Annotated in this window: 16 protein-coding genes; 9 read left to right on the top strand and 7 right to left on the bottom strand. The window is 64.3% G+C overall.

Going from position 1 to position 18,604, the window contains the following annotated elements:
• Nucleotides 1-156: 156 nt before the first annotated feature.
• The 8 genes from QAZ47_RS02285 to QAZ47_RS02250 all read left to right on the top strand — a co-directional run bounded on the left by QAZ47_RS02285 (nucleotide 157) and on the right by QAZ47_RS02250 (nucleotide 9,264).
• Nucleotides 157-1,467 carry a sugar ABC transporter substrate-binding protein gene (locus QAZ47_RS02285; protein WP_126090732.1) on the top strand — a complete coding sequence of 437 codons (1,311 nt, stop codon included), beginning with the start codon at nucleotides 157-159 and terminating at the stop codon, nucleotides 1,465-1,467.
• A 140-nt stretch (nucleotides 1,468-1,607) separates the two neighbouring features.
• On the top strand, nucleotides 1,608-2,480 hold the full coding sequence (locus QAZ47_RS02280) for a sugar ABC transporter permease (protein ID WP_278205375.1): 873 nt from the start codon (nucleotides 1,608-1,610) through the stop codon (nucleotides 2,478-2,480).
• Nucleotides 2,481-2,687: 207 nt separating this feature from the next.
• The gene (locus QAZ47_RS02275) at nucleotides 2,688-3,512 is read left to right on the top strand and encodes a carbohydrate ABC transporter permease (RefSeq protein WP_278205374.1); all 825 of its coding nucleotides are present in this window, start codon (nucleotides 2,688-2,690) and stop codon (nucleotides 3,510-3,512) included.
• 41 nt (nucleotides 3,513-3,553) lie between these two features.
• On the top strand, nucleotides 3,554-4,558 hold the full coding sequence (locus QAZ47_RS02270; protein WP_127859500.1) for an ABC transporter ATP-binding protein: 1,005 nt from the start codon (nucleotides 3,554-3,556) through the stop codon (nucleotides 4,556-4,558).
• Nucleotides 4,559-4,568: 10 nt separating this feature from the next.
• Nucleotides 4,569-5,339, top strand: coding sequence for an L-iditol 2-dehydrogenase (locus tag QAZ47_RS02265; RefSeq protein WP_278232366.1), 771 nt, complete (start codon nucleotides 4,569-4,571; stop codon nucleotides 5,337-5,339).
• 159 nt (nucleotides 5,340-5,498) lie between these two features.
• Nucleotides 5,499-6,977, top strand: a complete 1,479-nt coding sequence (locus tag QAZ47_RS02260; protein ID WP_278232365.1) for a mannitol dehydrogenase family protein — start codon at nucleotides 5,499-5,501, stop codon at nucleotides 6,975-6,977.
• 20 nt (nucleotides 6,978-6,997) lie between these two features.
• Nucleotides 6,998-7,681: an HAD family hydrolase gene (locus QAZ47_RS02255; RefSeq protein WP_278232364.1), complete on the top strand. Its 684-nt coding sequence runs from the start codon at nucleotides 6,998-7,000 to the stop codon at nucleotides 7,679-7,681.
• Nucleotides 7,678-9,264, top strand: a complete 1,587-nt coding sequence (locus tag QAZ47_RS02250; protein ID WP_278232363.1) for an FGGY-family carbohydrate kinase — start codon at nucleotides 7,678-7,680, stop codon at nucleotides 9,262-9,264. Before QAZ47_RS02255 ends, QAZ47_RS02250 begins: the two co-directional genes overlap by 4 nt.
• Before the next feature lie 9 nt (nucleotides 9,265-9,273).
• On the opposite strand, the gene ugpC is transcribed toward QAZ47_RS02250, so the two are convergent.
• From ugpC to QAZ47_RS02220, 6 genes are all read right to left on the bottom strand, one after another.
• Nucleotides 9,274-10,359, bottom strand: a complete 1,086-nt coding sequence (gene ugpC / locus QAZ47_RS02245; RefSeq protein WP_278232362.1) for a sn-glycerol-3-phosphate ABC transporter ATP-binding protein UgpC — start codon at nucleotides 10,357-10,359, stop codon at nucleotides 9,274-9,276.
• 3 nt (nucleotides 10,360-10,362) lie between these two features.
• Nucleotides 10,363-11,409 carry an NAD(P)-dependent alcohol dehydrogenase gene (locus QAZ47_RS02240; RefSeq protein ID WP_278232361.1) on the bottom strand — a complete coding sequence of 349 codons (1,047 nt, stop codon included), beginning with the start codon at nucleotides 11,407-11,409 and terminating at the stop codon, nucleotides 10,363-10,365.
• A 15-nt stretch (nucleotides 11,410-11,424) separates the two neighbouring features.
• Complete coding sequence (locus QAZ47_RS02235; RefSeq protein ID WP_278205362.1) at nucleotides 11,425-12,252, bottom strand: carbohydrate ABC transporter permease; 828 nt, start codon at nucleotides 12,250-12,252, stop codon at nucleotides 11,425-11,427.
• Nucleotides 12,249-13,115 carry a sugar ABC transporter permease gene (locus QAZ47_RS02230; RefSeq protein ID WP_278232360.1) on the bottom strand — a complete coding sequence of 289 codons (867 nt, stop codon included), beginning with the start codon at nucleotides 13,113-13,115 and terminating at the stop codon, nucleotides 12,249-12,251. The genes QAZ47_RS02235 and QAZ47_RS02230 overlap by 4 nt, the downstream gene beginning before the upstream one ends.
• Before the next feature lie 112 nt (nucleotides 13,116-13,227).
• Nucleotides 13,228-14,502 (bottom strand): extracellular solute-binding protein, encoded by a 1,275-nt coding sequence (locus tag QAZ47_RS02225; RefSeq protein ID WP_278232359.1) that lies wholly within the window; start codon nucleotides 14,500-14,502, stop codon nucleotides 13,228-13,230.
• A gap of 240 nt (nucleotides 14,503-14,742) precedes the next feature.
• Nucleotides 14,743-15,660, bottom strand: coding sequence for an AraC family transcriptional regulator (locus QAZ47_RS02220; RefSeq protein ID WP_278205358.1), 918 nt, complete (start codon nucleotides 15,658-15,660; stop codon nucleotides 14,743-14,745).
• Between the two features lie 235 nt (nucleotides 15,661-15,895).
• Between QAZ47_RS02220 and QAZ47_RS02215 the strand changes: the two genes are divergently transcribed.
• A complete protein-coding gene (locus QAZ47_RS02215) occupies nucleotides 15,896-17,299 on the top strand; it encodes an MATE family efflux transporter (protein ID WP_278232358.1) in 1,404 nt (467 codons plus the stop codon).
• A gap of 146 nt (nucleotides 17,300-17,445) precedes the next feature.
• On the opposite strand, the gene speB is transcribed toward QAZ47_RS02215, so the two are convergent.
• Nucleotides 17,446-18,501, bottom strand: a complete 1,056-nt coding sequence (gene speB, locus QAZ47_RS02210) for an agmatinase (protein ID WP_278232357.1) — start codon at nucleotides 18,499-18,501, stop codon at nucleotides 17,446-17,448.
• Nucleotides 18,502-18,604 lie beyond the last annotated feature (103 nt).

Genomic DNA, 18,604 nt, shown 5'->3' with positions numbered 1-18,604 from the left:
AGCCTACAAGCCGAACCTTCGCCGCGCTGCCCCGACAGGTGGCGGCTTCGATTTGTGCTGCGCTGCAGCATCGATTCCGGCTTGACATAATTCACGCTTGGTGAGTAATTGCCCACAGCCAAGGCAAATGCTCATCTTGGTTTATGGGAGGAATTGATGAAACTTCGCACGCTCACCCTGGGCCTGTTGTCGGCCAGCGCTCTCGCTTTCGCCGCGCATGCCGAATCCATCACCATCGCCACCGTCAACAACGGCGACATGGTCCGCATGCAGAAGCTGACGGACGACTTCACGAAGGCCAACCCCGACATCAAGCTCAACTGGGTCACGCTTGAGGAGAACGTGCTGCGCGAGCGCGTCACCACCGATATCGCCACCAAGGGCGGCCAATACGACGTCATGACCATCGGCACCTACGAGGTCCCGATCTGGGCGAAGCAGAGCTGGCTCTTGCCGCTCGACAAGCTCGGCGACGACTACGACGTCAAGGACATCATCCCGGCCATCGCCGGCGGCCTTTCGGTCGACGGCAAGCTCTATGCAGCGCCATTCTACGGCGAGAGTTCCTTCGTCATGTACCGCAAGGACCTGATGGAGAAGGCCGGGCTCAAGATGCCCGACGCGCCGACCTGGGACTTCATCAAGCAGGCGGCCGACAAGATGACCGACCGCGCCAACGGCGTGAACGGCGTGTGCCTGCGCGGCAAGGCCGGCTGGGGCGAGAACATGGCCTTCCTCACCGCCATGTCGAACTCCTTCGGCGCCCGCTGGTTCGACGAGAACTGGAAGCCGCAATTCGACCAGCCGGAATGGAAGAACACGCTGCAGTTCTATGTCGACCTGATGAAGGCCGACGGCCCGGAAGGTGCTTCCTCCAACGGCTTCAACGAGAACCTGGCGCTGTTCCAGCAGGGCAAGTGCGGCATGTGGATCGACGCCACCGTCGCCGCTTCCTTCGTCTCCGATCCGAAGGCCTCGCAGGTCGCCGACAAGGTCGGCTATGCGCTGGCGCCCGACAACGGCCTCGGCAAGCGCGGCAACTGGCTGTGGGCCTGGTCGCTGGCGATCCCCGCCGGCACGCAAAAGGCCGACGCCGCCGAGAAGTTCGTGTCGTGGGCTACCAGCAAGCACTATGCGGAGCTGGTCGCCTCGAAGGAGGGCTGGGCCAACGTTCCTCCGGGCACGCGCTCCTCGCTCTACGCCAATCCGGAGTACCAGAAGGCGGCGCCCTTCGCCAAGATGACGCTGGACTCCATCAACGCCGCCGATCCGACGCATCCGACCGTCAAGCCGGTGCCCTATGTCGGCGTGCAGTTCGTCGCCATCCCTGAATTCCAGGGTCTCGGCACCACGGTCGGCCAGCTCTTCTCCGCCGCTCTTGCTGGCCAGTCGAGCGTCGACGACGCGTTGAAGCAGGCCCAGGACGCGGCGACCGCGGCGATGACCGAAGGCGGCTACATCAAGTAAGGCTCCTCCCGGTGCCGAGCGCCGGTAGCGCATCATGACCGGCAATGGCCGCCCGAAACCCAGTTCGGGCGGCCACCTTCACAATCAGGAAAATTGTGGCACGACTATAAGATCCGGCTGACATTTGGAGGGTGACCGTCATGGCTACTCAGCAAACCCGTTCGCTTGCCCGTTTCATGATGGCGCCATCGGTGATCCTGCTGTTCATCTGGATGATCGTGCCGCTGGTCTTCACGATCTGGTTCTCGTTCCTCCAGTACAACCCGCTGAACCCGATCCGTGACGGGTTCGTCTGGTTCTCCAACTACAAGCTCTTCTACTCCAACCCGGCCTTCCTGCAGTCGATCCTCAACACGCTCACCATCGTGGTCAGCGTGCTGGTCATCACCGTGGTCGGCGGCATCCTCTTGGCCATGCTCCTCGACCAGCCGATCTGGGGTCAGGGGATCGTGCGCATCCTCGTGATCTCGCCCTTCTTCGTCATGCCGCCGGTCGCGGCGCTTGTCTGGAAGAACATGATCATGCACCCGCAATACGGCGTCTTCGCCGATATTGCCCGTTTCTTCGGCGCCAACCCCATCGACTGGTTCGGCCAGCACCCGCTGACGGCGGTCATCCTCATCGTCGCCTGGCAGTGGCTGCCCTTCGCGACGCTGATCCTGCTCACCTCCCTGCAGTCGCTCGACGGCGAGCAGAAGGAGGCGGCCGAGATGGACGGCGCCGGCTTCCTCAGCCGCTTCTGGTATCTGACGCTGCCACACATGTCGCGCGCCATCACCGTCGTCATCCTGATCCAGACGATCTTCCTGCTTTCGATCTATGCCGAGATCCTGGTCACCACCAATGGCGGCCCGGGCTACGCCTCCACCAACCTGCCCTTCCTCGTCTACCAGAAAGCGCTGCTGGAGTTCAAAATCGGCCAGGCCTCTGCGGGTGGCGTCATCGCGGTCATTCTCGCCAACATCGTCGCCTTCTTCGTCATGCGCGCCGTCGGCAAGAACCTGGACAAGTAAGGGGGAGACGATGCCAAGTGCGCTGAACCACCCCCACTCCGTCCCGCTGCGCGGGACACCTCTCCCCCTGCCCGGGGGAGAGGAAACGCCTGCATCGAAGCCTCGCCCTTCCTCTACCCCGTCGATCGGGGGAGAGGTGGTTTGCGCAGCAAACCGGAGTGGGGGTCGACCCTGCCGCCAACATCGCCGATACGGGAGGACCTGACCATGGCACGCGCAGTCACCACCCAGCACAAGACGATCGCCACCGCCGCGGCCTGGATCGTCGCCTTGTTGATCTTCTTTCCGATCCTTTACACGATCATCACCTCCTTCAAGTCGGAGCAGGAGGCGATCCAGGGCTTCGCCCTGATCCCGTCCGGCACCACGGAAAGCTATTCCGAAGTGCAGGCGCAGAGCGGCTACTTCAAGTTCTTCCTGAATTCGGTGATCCTGTCGGTCGGCTCGACCGTCCTTGCGCTCATCATCGCCATCCCGGCGGCATGGTCGATGGCCTTCTCGCCGACCAAGCGCACCAAGGACATCCTGATGTGGATGCTCTCCACCAAGATGATGCCGGCCGTCGCGGTGCTGTTCCCGATCTACCTGATCTTCCGCGACAGCGGGCTGCTCGACAGCCGCATCGGCCTGACCGTCATGCTGATGCTGATCAACCTGCCGATCGTGATCTGGATGCTCTACACCTACTTCCGCGAGATTCCGGGCGAGATCCTCGAAGCGGCGCGCATGGACGGTGCCTCGCTGTGGAACGAGATCATCTATGTTCTGACGCCGATGGCGGTGCCGGGTATCGCCTCGACCATGCTGTTGAACATCATCCTGGCCTGGAACGAGGCGTTCTGGACGATCCGTTTGACCACCACCGACGCCGCGCCGCTTACCGCCTTCATCAGCTCTTTCTCAAGCCCGCAAGGCCTGTTCTGGGCCAAGCTCTCGGCGGCCTCGACACTGGCGATCGCCCCGATCCTGATCATGGGCTGGTTCAGCCAGAAGCAGCTGGTGCGCGGCCTGACTTTTGGCGCCGTGAAGTAAGAGCCGCAAGCGGCGGACGACGAAATCCCCGGGAGGAAACCATGGGAAACATCACGCTCAAGAACGTCTCCAAGTCGTTCGGGTCGACGACGATAATTCCGAACATCGACCTCAATATCGAGGACGGCGAGTTCGTCGTGTTCGTCGGCCCGTCGGGTTGCGGCAAGTCCACGCTGCTCAGGCTGATCGCCGGGCTGGAGGACACCAGCGGCGGCACCATCAGCATCGACGGCCGCGACGTGACCCAGGAGGCGCCGGCCAAGCGCAAGCTTGCCATGGTCTTCCAGTCCTATGCGCTCTACCCGCATATGACGGTCGCCAAGAACATCGCCTTCCCGCTGAAGATGGCGGGCGAGGACCAGGCGACCATCGACAAGAAGGTGAAGGACGCAGCGCGAGTGCTGAACCTCACCAACTATCTCGAGCGTCGTCCGGGCCAGCTCTCCGGCGGCCAGCGCCAGCGCGTCGCCATCGGCCGCGCCATCGTGCGCCAGCCTTCGGCCTTCCTGTTCGACGAGCCGCTGTCCAACCTCGATGCAGCGCTGCGCGGCACCATGCGGCTGGAGATCAGCGAGCTGCACCATCAGCTCAAGACGACGATGATCTACGTCACCCACGACCAGGTCGAGGCCATGACCATGGCCGACAAGATCGTCGTGCTCAACGCCGGCAATATCGAGCAGGTCGGCTCGCCCATGGAGCTCTACCGCACGCCGAAGAACCTCTTCGTTGCCGGCTTCATCGGCTCGCCCAAGATGAACCTCATCGAAGGCGCGCCGGCCGACAAATACGGCGCCAAGACCATCGGCATCCGGCCCGAGCACATCAACATCTCGACCACGGCCGGCGACTGGAAGGCGACGGTGGGCGTTGCCGAGCATCTCGGCTCCGACACCTTCCTGCATGTCCAGACGGACGGCATCGGCACGATCAATGTCCGCGCCGACGGCGAGGTCGCGGTCAAGCATGGCGACACCGTCTATCTGACGCCGGACAAGACGAAGCTCCATCGCTTCGGCGCCGACGGCAAGGCGCTGGCCCAGTGAGGACGGCAAAGTGAGGCTGAAGGGCAAATCGGCGCTGATCACCGGATCGGCGCGCGGCATCGGCCGGGCCTTCGCCGAAGCCTATGCGCGCGAAGGCGCCGCGGTAGCGATCGCCGACATCAACCTCGAAGCGGCCGAAGCGACCGCGAAGGATATCGGCTCTGCCGCTTACGCGATCCGGCTTGACGTCACCGACCCGTCCTCGATCGAGGCCGCCGTGAAGGCGGTCGAGGCCAAGGCCGGCGGTCTCGACATCCTGATCAACAATGCCGCGCTGTTCGACCTGGCGCCGATCGTCGAGATCAGCCGCGCGAGCTACGACAGACTGTTCTCTGTTAACGTCGCCGGCACGCTGTTCATGCTGCAGGCGGCCGCCCGCTCGATGATCGCGCGTGGCAAAGGCGGCAGGATCATCAATATGGCGAGTCAGGCCGGGCGTCGCGGCGAGCCGCTGGTCGCGGTCTATTGCGCCACCAAGGCTGCCGTCATCTCGCTGACCCAGTCGGCCGGGCTCGACCTGATCAAGCACCGCATCAACGTCAACGCCATCGCGCCCGGCGTCGTCGACGGCGAGCACTGGGATCACGTCGATTCGCTGTTCGCCAAATACGAGAACCGGCCGAAAGGCGAGAAGAAGCGGCTGGTTGGCGAAAGCGTGCCCTATGGCCGCATGGGCCGAGCGGAAGACCTGACCGGCATGGCGGTTTTCCTTGCCAGCGACGAGGCCGAATACATTGTCGCCCAGACCTACAACGTCGACGGCGGTCAATGGATGAGTTGATGGGGATGAGTTGAGGGGGAAGGCGCGCCTCCCGTCCTCCGGGGAGGACGCGCCGAGGGGCAGGTGAGGGGCGGGACCGCAAAAACAAGCGCTGCCCCTCACCGCTCTCCCGAACGAGGCGGAATTGTTGGGCTGCATATCGGCCGAAGGGTAAGTAAGATGACAGTGAAACTCTCTTCCTCGAACCTCGCAACGCTTCCCTCGAAGGTTTCCGGCCCGAAATACGACCGCTCCTCCCTGAAAGCCGGCATCGTTCATTTCGGCGTCGGCAACTTCCACCGCTCGCACCAGGCCGTCTATCTCGACGACCTGTTCAATTCCGGGCTCGGCCATGACTGGGCGCTGATCGGTGCCGGCGTGTTCGAGGGCGAGAAGGCCGGCCGCGCCAGGCTTCAGGAGCAGGATTGGCTGACCACCGTGGTGGAGCAGGACCAAGGCCATATGAGCGCCCGCGTCACCGGCGCGATGGTCGATTTCCTGATGCCGGGCGATGCTGCCGCGATCATCGAGCAGCTCGCCGATCCGGCGATCAAGATCGTGTCGTTGACCATCACCGAAGGCGGCTATTTCATCGACCCTGCCTCGGGCAAGTTCAACCCGGCGCATCCCGATATCGTCGCCGACGCTCAGCCGGGGGCCGCGCCGAAAACGGTCTTCGGCATCATCCTTGCCGGTCTGGTGCGCCGGCGCGCCGACGGCATCGTGCCGTTCACCGTCATGTCCTGCGACAACATCCCCCACAATGGTCACGTCACCTCAGACGGCGTCATAGGCCTGGCCCGGCTGATCGATGAGAATCTGGCCGGTTGGGTGAGGGACAACGTCGCCTTCCCGAACGGCATGGTCGACCGCATCACGCCGGCCACCACCGACCGAGAGCGCGGTATCCTGGCCAATGATTTCGGGCTGGAAGACAACTGGCCGGTCTTCTGCGAGCCGTTCAAGCAATGGGTGCTGGAGGATCATTTCACCGCCGGCCGGCCTCCACTGGAAAAGGCCGGCGTGCAGTTCGTCAAGGATGTCTCGCCTTACGAGCTGATGAAGATCCGCATTCTCAACGGCGGCCACGCCACCATCGCCTATCCGGCCGGGTTGATGGAGATCCATTTCGTCCATGAGGCGATGCAGGAGCCGCTGGTGCGCGGCTTCCTCGCCAAGCTGGAGCGCGACGAGATCATCCCGACCGTGCCGCCGGTGCCGGACACGGTGCTCGAGGATTACTACCAGCTCATCGAGCGCCGCTTCTCCAACCCCAAGATCGGCGACACCATCCGCCGGCTCTGCCTCGATGGCTCCAACCGGCAGCCGAAATTCATCATCCCGACCATCGCCGACCGGCTGAAGGCGGGCAAAGGCGTGGCGGGTCTCGCGCTGGAGTCAGCACTCTGGTGCCGCTACTGCTTCGGCACCACCGACAGCGGCGCCGTCATCGAGCCGAACGATCCGAACTGGGATCGGATGCAGGCGACCGCGAAGGCCGCGAAGGACACGCCCGGCGCCTGGCTTGCCATGGACGACATCTATGGCGATGTCGGCCGCTCGCCCGTTTTCGCGCAAGCCTTTGCCCATGCGCTCAACGTGCTGTGGGCGAACGGTGCGCGCGAAACCTTGACGCGCTACCTCGCCGGCAAGCTCTGAGGCCACTGGAAGCAGCTGGCATGACGCCCGAGCTGGTCATCTTCGACTGTGACGGCGTCCTGGTCGACAGCGAGGCGCTCTCGGTCTCGGCGCTTCTCGGCATGATCGAGCTTGCCGGCGGCACCGTCAGCGAGGACGCCGCCTATGAGCATTTCCTCGGCAAGAGCATGAAGAGCGTGCGCGAGATCCTCGGCCGCGAGTTCCGCCTGGAGATCAGCGACCAGCATCTCACCGCCATGCGCGTCGACCTGATGCGCAAGTTCCGCGAAGAGCTGAAGCCGATCCCCGGCATCAAGGAGATCCTGCCGAGGCTGGGATTGCCTTATTGCGTAGCCTCTTCCGGCACGCTGGAGCGCATCCGCTACGCGCTCGACGTCACCGGCCTTCTGGCCCTGCTGGAGCCGCATCTCTTCAGCGCCGCCATGGTCGCGCGCGGCAAGCCGGCGCCGGACCTGTTCCTCCACGCCGCCGCCAGCATGCGGGCGCATCCGCGCAAATGCCTGGTCATCGAGGACAGCCCGGCCGGCGTCGCCGCGGCGCGGGCGGCGGGCATGCGCGTCTTTGCCTTCACCGGCGGATCGCACGCTGACAACCCCGCGCTGAAGGCGCGGCTTGCGTCAAGTGAACCGGACTTTATATTCGCTGACATGCTGCAATTGCCCGATCTGATTGCAGGCCTGGGAGCGAGAGTAGAAGCATCTTGACGACGAGTTTCGTTTGCGCGGTCGATGTCGGCACCGGGAGCGCTCGCGCGGGCATTCTCGACTCCGACGGCAATCTGCTCGGCCGCGCCGAGCGGCCGATCGCCATGCACCAGCCCAGGCCCGATCACGCCGAGCATGATTCGGAAAACATCTGGTCGGCCGTCTGCGCCGCCGTGCGCGCCGCGCGTGAAAAGGCAGGCGTCGTCGCGGCGGATATCGTCGGCATTTCCTTCGACGCCACCTGCTCGCTTGTCGTGCGCGACAGGCAAGGCGGCCAGCTCAGCGTCTCGGTCACCGGCGAGAAACGCTGGGACACCATCGTCTGGCTCGATCATCGCGCCATCGCCGAGGCCGACGAATGCACCAGAAGCGGCCATGCCGTGCTCGACTATATCGGCGGTGTGATGTCGCCGGAAATGGAAACGCCGAAGCTGATGTGGCTGAAGCGCTATCTACCCGGAACGTGGAACGAAGCCGGCTATCTGTTCGATCTCGCCGATTTCCTGACCTGGAAGGCAACCGGCTCGCTCGCCCGCTCGCAATGCACGCTGACGGCCAAATGGACCTATCTGGCGCATGAGGAGACAAGCTGGCGGCGCGATTTCTTCAAGCTCGTCGGCCTCGGCGATCTCTTCGAGCAAGGCAATCTTCCGGAAAAGGCAAGCCCGGTCGGCGCCGATATCGGCTCGCTGACGGCGCAAGCGGCTGCCGATCTCGGCCTGACCGAAAAATGCCGCGTCGGCGCCGGCGTCATTGACGCCTATGCGGGCGCGCTCGGCGTTCTCGGCGGCTTTGCCGGCGACGAGACGGATATCAGCCGGCATCTGGCGCTGATTGCCGGCACCTCGTCCTGCGTCATGGCGATGTCGCGGGATCCGCAACCCTTTGCCGGCGTCTGGGGCCCCTATTATGGCGCGGCGTTACCGAAGCTATGGCTGTCGGAAGGCGGCCAGTCGGCCACCGGCGCGCTGCTCGACCACATCATCCGCTGGCATGGCGCCGGCGGCGAGCCGGATGCGGCCATGCATGCCAGGATCGCCAGGCGCGTCGCCGAGCTGCGCGCCGCGGAGGGCGACGCGCTGGCGGCGCGGCTGCATGTCCTGCCGGATTTCCACGGCAACCGCTCGCCGCTCGCCGACCCGCACGCGGTCGGCGTCGTCAGCGGGCTGACGCTCGATTCCTCCTTCGACAGTCTGTGCAAGCTCTACTGGCGCACCGCCGTCGGCATCGCGCTCGGCGTGCGCCATGTGCTGGAGGCCCTGAACGAGAACGGCTATCTGATTGACACGCTGCACGTCACCGGCGGCCACACCAAGAACCCGCTCTTGATGGAGCTCTATGCCGACGCCACCGGCTGCACCGTCATCGAGCCGCTGGCCGACGAGGCGGTGCTGCTTGGCACCGGCATGGTGGCGGCGACCGCCGCCGGGCTTTACCCCGACCTCAACGCCGCCTGCGTTGCCATGCAGCAGGGCGGCAGGACGCGTCACTCGAACCCGGCCGCCGGCGCCCGCTTCGACCGCGACTACCGGATCTTCCTCGAAATGCACCGCCAGCGCCAGGCGCTCGACGCGATACGATAGACCTTCGAGCTATTGCGTGCGCAGCGACGCGCCTGTCGATGCGTTGAAGAGGTGGATGCTCTCCTCCTCGAACGTGTAGCGGACGGGCGCGCGCAGGTCCGGGCATTCGCGGGCCGGAACCAGCGCGCTGATCTCCTTGCCGCCGGAGCCGAACGTCACCAGCGCGTCATTGCCGTGGAATTCGATGAGGTCGGCCGTGCCTTGCAATGCATTGCCGGCGCCGGCACCCGCCGTCTTCAGGTCGGGCGGCCGGATGCCGAGCACGGCGCGATCGCCATGGTTCAGATGGAAACCCGAACCGTCCACTCCAAGCACCGTTCCGGCGCCGGTCAGCACCCAGCCGGTTCGGCTGCGTTCGACCGTCACCTCGATGAAATTCATGGTCGGCGTGCCGATGAAACCGGCCACGAACATGTTGCCGGGGCAGCGATAGATTTCCGCGGGCGAGCCGATCTGCTCGATCACGCCGTCCTTGAGCAGCACGATGCGGTCGGCAAGCGTCATCGCTTCGAGCTGGTCATGCGTGACATAGACGGTGGTCGTCTTCAGCGATTGGTGCAGGCGGGCGATCTCGACGCGCATATGATTGCGCAGCTTGGCGTCGAGGTTGGACAGCGGCTCGTCGAACAGGAACACCTTCGGCGTCTTGATCATGGCGCGCGCGATCGCCACCCGCTGCTGCTGGCCGCCGGAGAGTTCGGTCGGCTTGCGCCCGAGATAGGGTTCCAGCCCGAGCGTTTTGGACACTGCCTCGACCCGCTTCTGGATATCGGCCGCCGACACCTTCTGCCGTCGTAAGCCGAAGGCGATGTTGTCGAAGATCGTCATATGCGGATAGAGCGCATAGTTCTGGAACACCATGGCGATACCGCGGTCGCCGGGCTCGAGGTCGTTCACCACCTTGCCGCCGATCGACACCTCGCCGCCGCTGATGTCTTCCAGGCCGGCCAGCATCCGCAGCAGGGTGGACTTGCCGCAGCCGGAAGGCCCCAGGAACACGACGAATTCGTGCTCCTCGATCGCAAGGTTGAGGTCGCGGATGACGGTCGTGCCGCCATAGGCCTTGTCGACATGGGAGCAGGTAATCGCGGACATGGGTCAGCCCTTCTCGCCGGTGAGCAGGATCTGCAGCTTGACGTCCTGCGGGTTGCCCTGCGCCGCCCGCTCGAATGCCTTGATGCTGTCTGGAAAATCATAAGTGCCGGTGATCAGCGGCTTGAGGTCGACCTTGCCGGAAGCAATGAGCTGCAGGGCGCGATCGAAGATGTTGGCGTAGCGGAACACCGTCTCGATGCGCACTTCCTTGGAAATCGCCGCCGGCACGTCGAGGCTGACCGGTTCGACCGGCAGTCCGACCAGCACCAGCGCGCCGCCGGGCCTCACGAGATCGAACAGATTGGCGAAGGCCTTCGGGCTGCCGCTCGCCTCGAACACGATGTCGGCCCCCCAGCCATCGGTCGCTGCCCGCACCCTGTCGGTCAGCGACTCCTCGCCGATATTGACCGGTGCGATGCCGGGATACTGGCCCGCGATCTTGAGCTTGGGCGCGGAGAAGTCGGAAATCAGAACCTTGGAGCAGCCGCCCGCCAGCGCGGCCAACGCAATCATGATGCCGATCGGACCACAGCCGACGACGACGGCGACATCGCCCGGAACGATGCGTGCCCGTGCGGCCGCCTGCATGCCGATGGCGAAGGGCTCGACCATCGCACCCTCGGCGAAGGACACATTGTCCGGCAGCTTGTAGGTGAAGGCCGCCGGATGCACGGCATAAGGGGCAAGCACCCCATGCACCGGCGGCGTTGCCCAGAAGCGCACGTCAGGGTCGACATTGTAGATGCCGAGCTTCGTCGCGCGTGACGACAGGTTCGGCACGCCGGGCTCCATGCAGACGCGGTCGCCGACCTTCAGGCTAGTGACATTGGCGCCGATCTCGACGATCGTTCCCGACGCCTCGTGGCCGAGCACCATCGGCTCGCGCACGATATAGCTGCCGATCGCGCCATGCGTGTAGTAATGCACATCGCTGCCGCAGACGCCGACCGTGTGGATGGCGATCCTGACGTCGTCCGGCCCGACGTCGAGCGGCAGCGCGATCTCGCGCAGCGACAGTTCGCCTTTTTTCTCAAGCACCAGTGCCCGCATCGGGTAATCCTCGCATCAACTTTTCTTTTGCCGGAAAACAGAATTCAGGAAGCCGCTCAGCACGCCGAGGAACAGCAGCGGCGGCAGCGACAGAAGCACGACCGAAGCGTTGAGGATGCCCCACGGCACGTTCATGCCTTGCTGCGACAGCTCGGAGGCGACGATCGGCAGGGTCTTGGCGTTGGAACTCGACAGCATCAGCGCGATCAGGAACTCGTTCCACACCAGCACGAAGCTGAAGGCGATGGCGCCGGCGAGCGAGCGCGCCGCGACGGGAAGCGCAATCCGCCAGAACACCGAGTAGGCACCATAGCCATCCACGAAGGCCGCTTCCTCGATCTCCTTGGGCACACCCTGGAAGGCGGGGATCGCCAGCCACATGATCACCGAGATGGTGAGCAGCGAATAGGTGACGATGAGCGCCGGCAAAGTGTCGTAGAGACCGACCTGAAGCCAGATCACCATCAACGGGATGGCCACCGCCACCGGCGGCAGGAAGCGCAGCGACAGCACGAAGAACTGGATGTCGCCGGCGAAGCGGTTGGGATAGCGCGCCACCGCATAGGCCGCCGGTAGGCCGAGCGCGACGCCGATCAGCACGGCCGAGCCGCAGGCGACGACGGAGTTGTAGAGCCCGGTCAGCACGCTGTCGCGGCCGAGGATGTAACCGATGTTGGCAAGCGTCGGCGTGAACACCAGGCGCGGAACCCGCGTGATGATGTCGACATTGTTCTTCAGCGCGTTGAGCGCCGTCCAGACAAGCGGGAACACTGCCAGGAATCCTGCCAGCGCCAGGATGGCCTTGGCGATCAGGCGGCCCGGTCGTATCGGATATGGCCTCATGCCTGCACCCGCTTCCACAGGAAGGTGAAGGTGATGACGGTCGCAATCATCATCAGCACCGCCATGGCCGAGGCATAGGAGACCTTGCCGGACTCGATGAAGCCCTGCGAGAAGGCGTACATGTCGAGCGTCTCCGTCGCGACGCCCGGTCCGCCGCGCGTCATCACATAGATGAGGTCGAAGGAGCGCAGCGATTCGATCATCTTGACGAACATCAGGCTGATCAGCGGCGCCTTGAGCATCGGCAAGGTCACGTAGGCATGGATCTGCCAGCGCTTCGCATGGTCGAGCCGCGCCGCCTCGATCGGCTGTGGCGGCAAGGTCTCCAGGAGCTTCAGCACGATGACGGCGAAGAACAGGCCCCATTGCCAGACGTCGACCGAGGCGACGGCGAACAGCGCTGTCGAGGCCTTGGAGAGCGGGTCGAAGATCAGCCCGCCGGTGATCAGCCGGTAGGGATAGGTGGCGATGCCGTAAAGCGGGTGATAGGCGAACTTCCACACGAAAGCCGCCGAGACACGCGGCAACAGCACCGGAATGATGAACAGCAGGCAGTAGACGTTGCGCAGGCGTGGCGAGGCAACTTCGAACATCAGCACGCCGAGCCCGATCGCCACCACCATCGTCGCCACGACGGTGACGATCTCCCACTTCACCGAAACCCACACGGCGTTGAGGAAGCGGCGGTCGAGAAAGAGGTCGGCGAAGTTCGAGAACCAGACCCAGGAATAGCCAGGCGCGCTCAATTCGCGGTTCTGCAGGGCAATCACGATGGCGTAGAGCGTCGGCACCATCGACAGCACGAGCAGGATGACGAATGTGGGAACGAGAAAGGTGACGGGCAGGGAAGAGCGTCGGCGCATTGCCTATCCTCGGCTATCGCGGATGCATCAGGAATCGCTGGCGTGAACCCGTGGCGCACGGGGTCCCGGCATTCCGACGAATGCCGGCGACCGCGCGCCACGGGCGGGAGGATTACTTCTTCTTCACCAGCTCGTCGGCATAGGCATCGAGCTCGTTGAGACCGCCCTTGATGTCGGTGCGGGTGCCGGTGACCAGCTCCTCGAGGATGATGCCCCAGCGGTCGCCGAGATCGGGCCAGCGCGGATCCTGCCAGAAGTTCACCGCCGTGACCTTGCCGGTGTCGGCCAGCGCCTGGCCGAGATCGGCGCCGTAGATGTCGGCGAATTCCTTGCTGGAGAGGATGCTGGTGCGGTTGAGCTCGCCGAACTGGTGCGCGTCGAGCCGGCGCTTCTCGTTCTCTTTCGACGTCGCCCAGGCGATGAACAGGCCGGCGCACTTCTTCGAGGCGTCGTCCGGATTGGCCTTGGTGCCGATGGCGAGGCCGTGACCGTAGCCACCGCCAGGCAGCGGCGAAGGCGGCGGCAGGAAGCCGACCTTGCCGACCACCTGCGAGGTCTTCGGATCGACCGCCATGCCCGACAGCGGCGTCGATTCGACGAGGATGGCGACCTGGCCGGAGAGGAAGGCGCCGGTCGATTCATCCCAGCTGCCGGTCTGCGTGCCGGGGGCCGAGTCCTTAAACAGCTTGAGATAAGTCTCGGTCGCCTTCACAGCCGCGTCCGAATTGAAAGCCGGCTTGTCGCCGTCGAACCATTTGCCGCCATAGGCTTTGAAGAAAGGCATCCAGCGCCAGACATTGGCGCCCGAGCCGCGCGCGCCGCGCAGTGCGATGCCGTACATGCCCTTGTCCGGATCGTTCAGCTTCGCCACATCGGCGATAAGTTCATCGAGCGTCTTCGGCGGCTGGATGCCGGCGGCCTCCAGCACGTCCTTGCGGTAGACCATCAGGTCGCCGCCGCCGGTCAGCGGCGCGAACCAGACCTTGCCGTCATAGGTGGCCACCTTCTGGCGGCCCGGGTCGAAGTCGGCGAAGTCGTACTCGGCCGGATAATAGTCGGCCAGCGGCGCGATCCAGCCGGACGAGGCGAACAGCGCGACATTGGCCTCGTCGACATAGTAGACGTTGTAGTTGCCGACCGTGGAGGCGTCGGCGCGCGACTTGGCGCGGCGGTCATTCTCGTTGAGGTAATCGATCTGGAAGCCGGCGCCGGAGAGCTTCTTGAACTCGTCCTTGGAGTCCTCCAGAAGCGTCAGCCCGTCGCGCGGCTGCGCCAGCACCTTGACCGGTGCCGAGCAGACCGGCGCCTGCGCGAGTGCCGCGGTGGATACGGAAGCGGTAAGCACGAACGCTGCGCCGAGGCTGGCAGCGAGCCGATTTGATTTCATTGATTTTTCTCCTCCAGGAACATTCGCGGGAAGCGGAGGTCCTCGGGCCAGACGACCTTCATCGTCCCCCGGGCGACCTGCCACCCGTCGCCAAAATGAGGAGTTGGACGGGACGAGGCTAGAAGCCTTGTTGCGGCAAACCTGTACTTTTATGCATTGTGCGACGCAAAAAATGGCACAAGCAGAGTCTGTCTGTCACATGAGTATCAGTGTCGTTGGGAGTAGCTGATTTCAAGCTGGTCAGGCCCGTAGTGTCAGCCGCTGCCGCGACAGCTTGCGGTAGGATGACGGCGTCATCTTGTGCTTGCGCAGGAAGGCGCGGTTGAAGTTGGAGATGTTCATGTAACCGACCTGGAAACAGATGTCGGTGATCGGGATGTCGGTATCGGCGAGCAGCTTGCAGGCTTGCCAAAGTCTCAGCTTGGCAACGTGGTCGCTGAAGCTGTTACCGGTGTTTTTCTGGAAGAAGCGCGAAAACGTGCTTTCGCTCATCCCGGCAAGTGCTGCCACTTCCGGCAGCTTCAAATCTTCGGCGAAGTGCTGGAAGAGATAGGTCAGCGTACGCTGGATGATGTCCAGCGAGGCGGCGTCGAGCACCGGCGAGAAATCCGGTGACGACAAGAGCTCGTATTCATCGGTCTTGGCCAGCAAATCCACCAGTTCGAGGAACAACCGGAAGCGGGTGAGCCCGTGCACGGTGCCCATCCGCTCCATCAGCGCGGCGCCGTCGATCGCGGTGCGGCCATGGAAGGCCATGCCGCGCAGCGAGCGCTCCAGGAACGGCTCCAGCTCGCGCAACTCCGGCAGCAGCTCCGCCGAGCCGCGCAGCCGCTCCGGGTCGAACTGCAGCACGATATCGCGGCCCTCGATCAGCTCGCCCGGCTGCACCGCCGTCACCCAGTCATGCGGCAGCCCGCCGCCGACGATTGTCAGATAGCCTGGCCCGAACTCGCCGATATGGTCGCCGACCAGCACCACGCCTGACGATTTCCTGAGCAGATGGATCTCGTATTCGGGGTGAAAATTCCAGACGTTGCGTTCCCACGGATAGTCGTCCAGCCGCCACAGGAAGCTCTCGCTCGCCTCGGTGACGATGTGCTCGAAGGCGGGCACAGTTCGCGGGATCGCGGCCGTGTTCTTTCTGCGCCTGAACGGCATCCCATTCCTCCCGGCATCTCTCGCCGGCTGTGTGTCTTCGGACATCCGTAGCAGCCCCCGGCCGGCAAGTGAACGTGCCGCCGGTCCGGCCTGCTGGATCAATGACTGGCCGCGCCTCCTCCCTTGCCAATATGTCGCATTTCGTTCACAAGACGGCGCAAACGGCGCCATTTTGCGCCGTTGCGTGCGGCTTCCGGGATTGGTCCCGACGCGCCGCGATCTGAAAGAGCGGAAAATGTCTGCGATCGAAGCCGGCGCTCGCGCGCCGGAAAATCTTTGGCGTCAGGAAATCAGGGCGACGCTGGCGCTCGCCTGGCCGATGGTGCTCACCAATCTCGGCCAGACCGCCATGACCGCGACCGACGTCATGATGATGGGCCGTTTGGGGCCTGACACGCTGGCCGCCGGCGCGCTCGGTTCCAACCTCTATTTCATGCCGCTGATCTTCGGTCTCGGCCTGATGCTGGCGACCTCGCCGATGATGGCGACCGAGCTCGGCCGTCGCCGCCATTCCGTGCGCGACCTGCGTCGCACCGTGCGCCAGGGTCTATGGCTTGCGGTCCTCGTCTCGATCCCGATCTGGCTGTTCCTCTGGCACGGCGAGGAAGTGCTTTTGGCCATGGGCCAGAAGCCGGATCTCGCGCATCAGGCCGGCATTTACCTGCACTGGCTGCAATGGGCGGTGCTGCCCTTCTATGGCTATATCGTGCTGCGTTCCTTCATCTCGGCGCTGGAGCGGCCGGGCTGGGCGCTGATCATCGTGTTCGTGGCCGTGGCCTGCAACGCCTTCTTCAACTGGGTGTTCATGTTCGGCAATCTCGGCGTGTCGGCCATGGGCATCGCCGGATCGGGCCTCGCAACCTCGCTTTCCAGCACTCTTATGTTTGCCGGCTTGGCGGCCGTGGTGCTGCTGGAGAAGAAGTTCCGTCGCTATCGCCTGTTCGGCCGCTTCTGGCGCTCCGACTGGCCGCGCTTTCGCGGCCTGCTCAGGCTCGGCCTGCCGATCGCCGGCATCCTCGCCTTCGAGGTGACGATCTTCAACGCGGCGGCGCTGCTGATGGGCCTTATCGACGCGGATTCGCTGGCTGCTCATGCGATTGCCATCCAGATTGCCTCGATCTCCTTCATGGTGCCGCTCGGCCTCAACCAGGCGGTCACGGTGCGTGTCGGCCTTGCGCATGGCGCCGGCAATCCGGAAGGCGTCTCGCGTGCCGGCTGGACCGCCTTTGTCATCGGCGTCTCCTTCATGGCGCTGATGGGTCTGGTGATGATCCTCTGGCCGCATCTTCTGATCAGCGCCTTCATCGATCTTGCCGATCCGGGTAACGCCAGGGTGATCACGCTTGCCGTGTCGTTCCTGGTGTTCGCCGCGCTGTTCCAGATTTTCGACGGCGCGCAGGCGGTCGCCGCCGGCATGCTGCGCGGCCTGCACGACACCAAGGTGCCGATGATCTATGCCGCGATCGGCTATTGGGGCGTCGGCTTGCCGCTCGGCGTGCTGCTTGCCTTCCATTTCGGCTTCAACGGCGTCGGCATCTGGATCGGCCTGGCGTCGGGTCTGGCCGTGGTGGCGGCGCTCCTGCTCGCGCGCTGGCTGCGGCGCGACCGCATCGCGCCGGCGCTGTCGTTCAGTCATTGAGCAAAAGGCCGCCGGTTAGAGCAATTCCAGGAAAAGTGTGAAGCGGTTTTCCTCCCGGAATTGCGTGAAAACAAAAAGATAGAGCGGTTCGCCGTTTCCGTGAAACGGTGAACCGGTCTAGCCGGCGGCCGCGTTGTATGCCTGCCTCAGCCCTTCTTGAGAGCCGGGCTGAACACCATCAGGCTGAGAATCTCGAACAGCACCTGCGCGCCGACATGGGCGGTGTTGGTGGTCGCGTCATACTGCGGCGCCACCTCGACGACGTCGCCGCCGACGATGTTGAGGCCCTTCAGGCCGCGCAGCAGCTCGAGCACCTCGCGCGTCGTCAGTCCGCCGACTTCCGGCGTGCCGGTGCCCGGCGCGAAGGCCGGATCGATGCTGTCGACGTCGAAGGAGATGTAGGTCGGGCCGTCGCCGACGATTTTCCGCGCCTTCTCGATGATGGCTGGGATGCCGAGGCCGGTCACCTCCTCGGCATGGACCACCGTCATGCCGGATTCGTAGGTGAACTCCCACAGATATTCGGCCGAACCGCGAATGCCGATCTGGATGGTGCGGGTGGGATCGAGCACGCCGTCCAGCACCGCGTTGCGGAACGGTCCGCCGTGGTGGAACTTGGTCATGTCGAACAGCCCGCTTGTGTCGCAATGGGCGTCGATATGGATCATGCCCACCGGCGCCTTTTTGCCGACCGCCTTCAGGATCGGATGGCTGATCGAGTGGTCGCCGCCGACCGAAAGCGGCAGCACGCCGGCGTCGACGATCTGGTTGGTGCGGCGCTCGATGTCCTCGTGGCTGATTTCCAGCCGGTAGCGGCTGCGGAACGGCGTGTCGCCGATGTCGGCGACGCGCAGCTCGTGCGTCGGGGCGCATTCCAGCACGTGATTGTAGGGGCCGATGCGCTCGATCGCGCGCAGCGCTCGTGGCCCGAAGCGCGCGCCGGGACGGTTGGTGACGCCGAGATCCATCGGCACGCCGATCATCGCCACCTGCAGGTCGCCGAAATCCGGATTGTCGGCGGCCACCTGCCGGTAGGGCGCCGCAAGGAAGGTCGGGATGCCGGAATAGGGGGCGAGCCGCGTGCCGCTCTTCGAAAAGATCTTGTCGGCGACCTTGCGGAATTTCGGGTCGAACATCTCGCCGCCATGGCTCTCGCCATATTTGCGGCGCAACGCTTCAAGCTTGCCGCGATCGTAACCCATGTCCGGATACTCCTGTCTCTTGTCTGGCGGAAGTGTCCGGTAGCCCATCCGAAAAATCAATCGCGTTCGGATCGCGACACTTGCCGCAGGCCGCTTCTTTTTG

Origin of the sequence: Mesorhizobium sp. WSM4904 (assembly GCF_029674545.1) — a bacterium.
In the GTDB taxonomy this organism is placed as follows: Bacteria; Pseudomonadota; Alphaproteobacteria; order Rhizobiales; family Rhizobiaceae; genus Mesorhizobium.
This window is presented reverse-complemented; position numbering and strand designations above follow the sequence as displayed.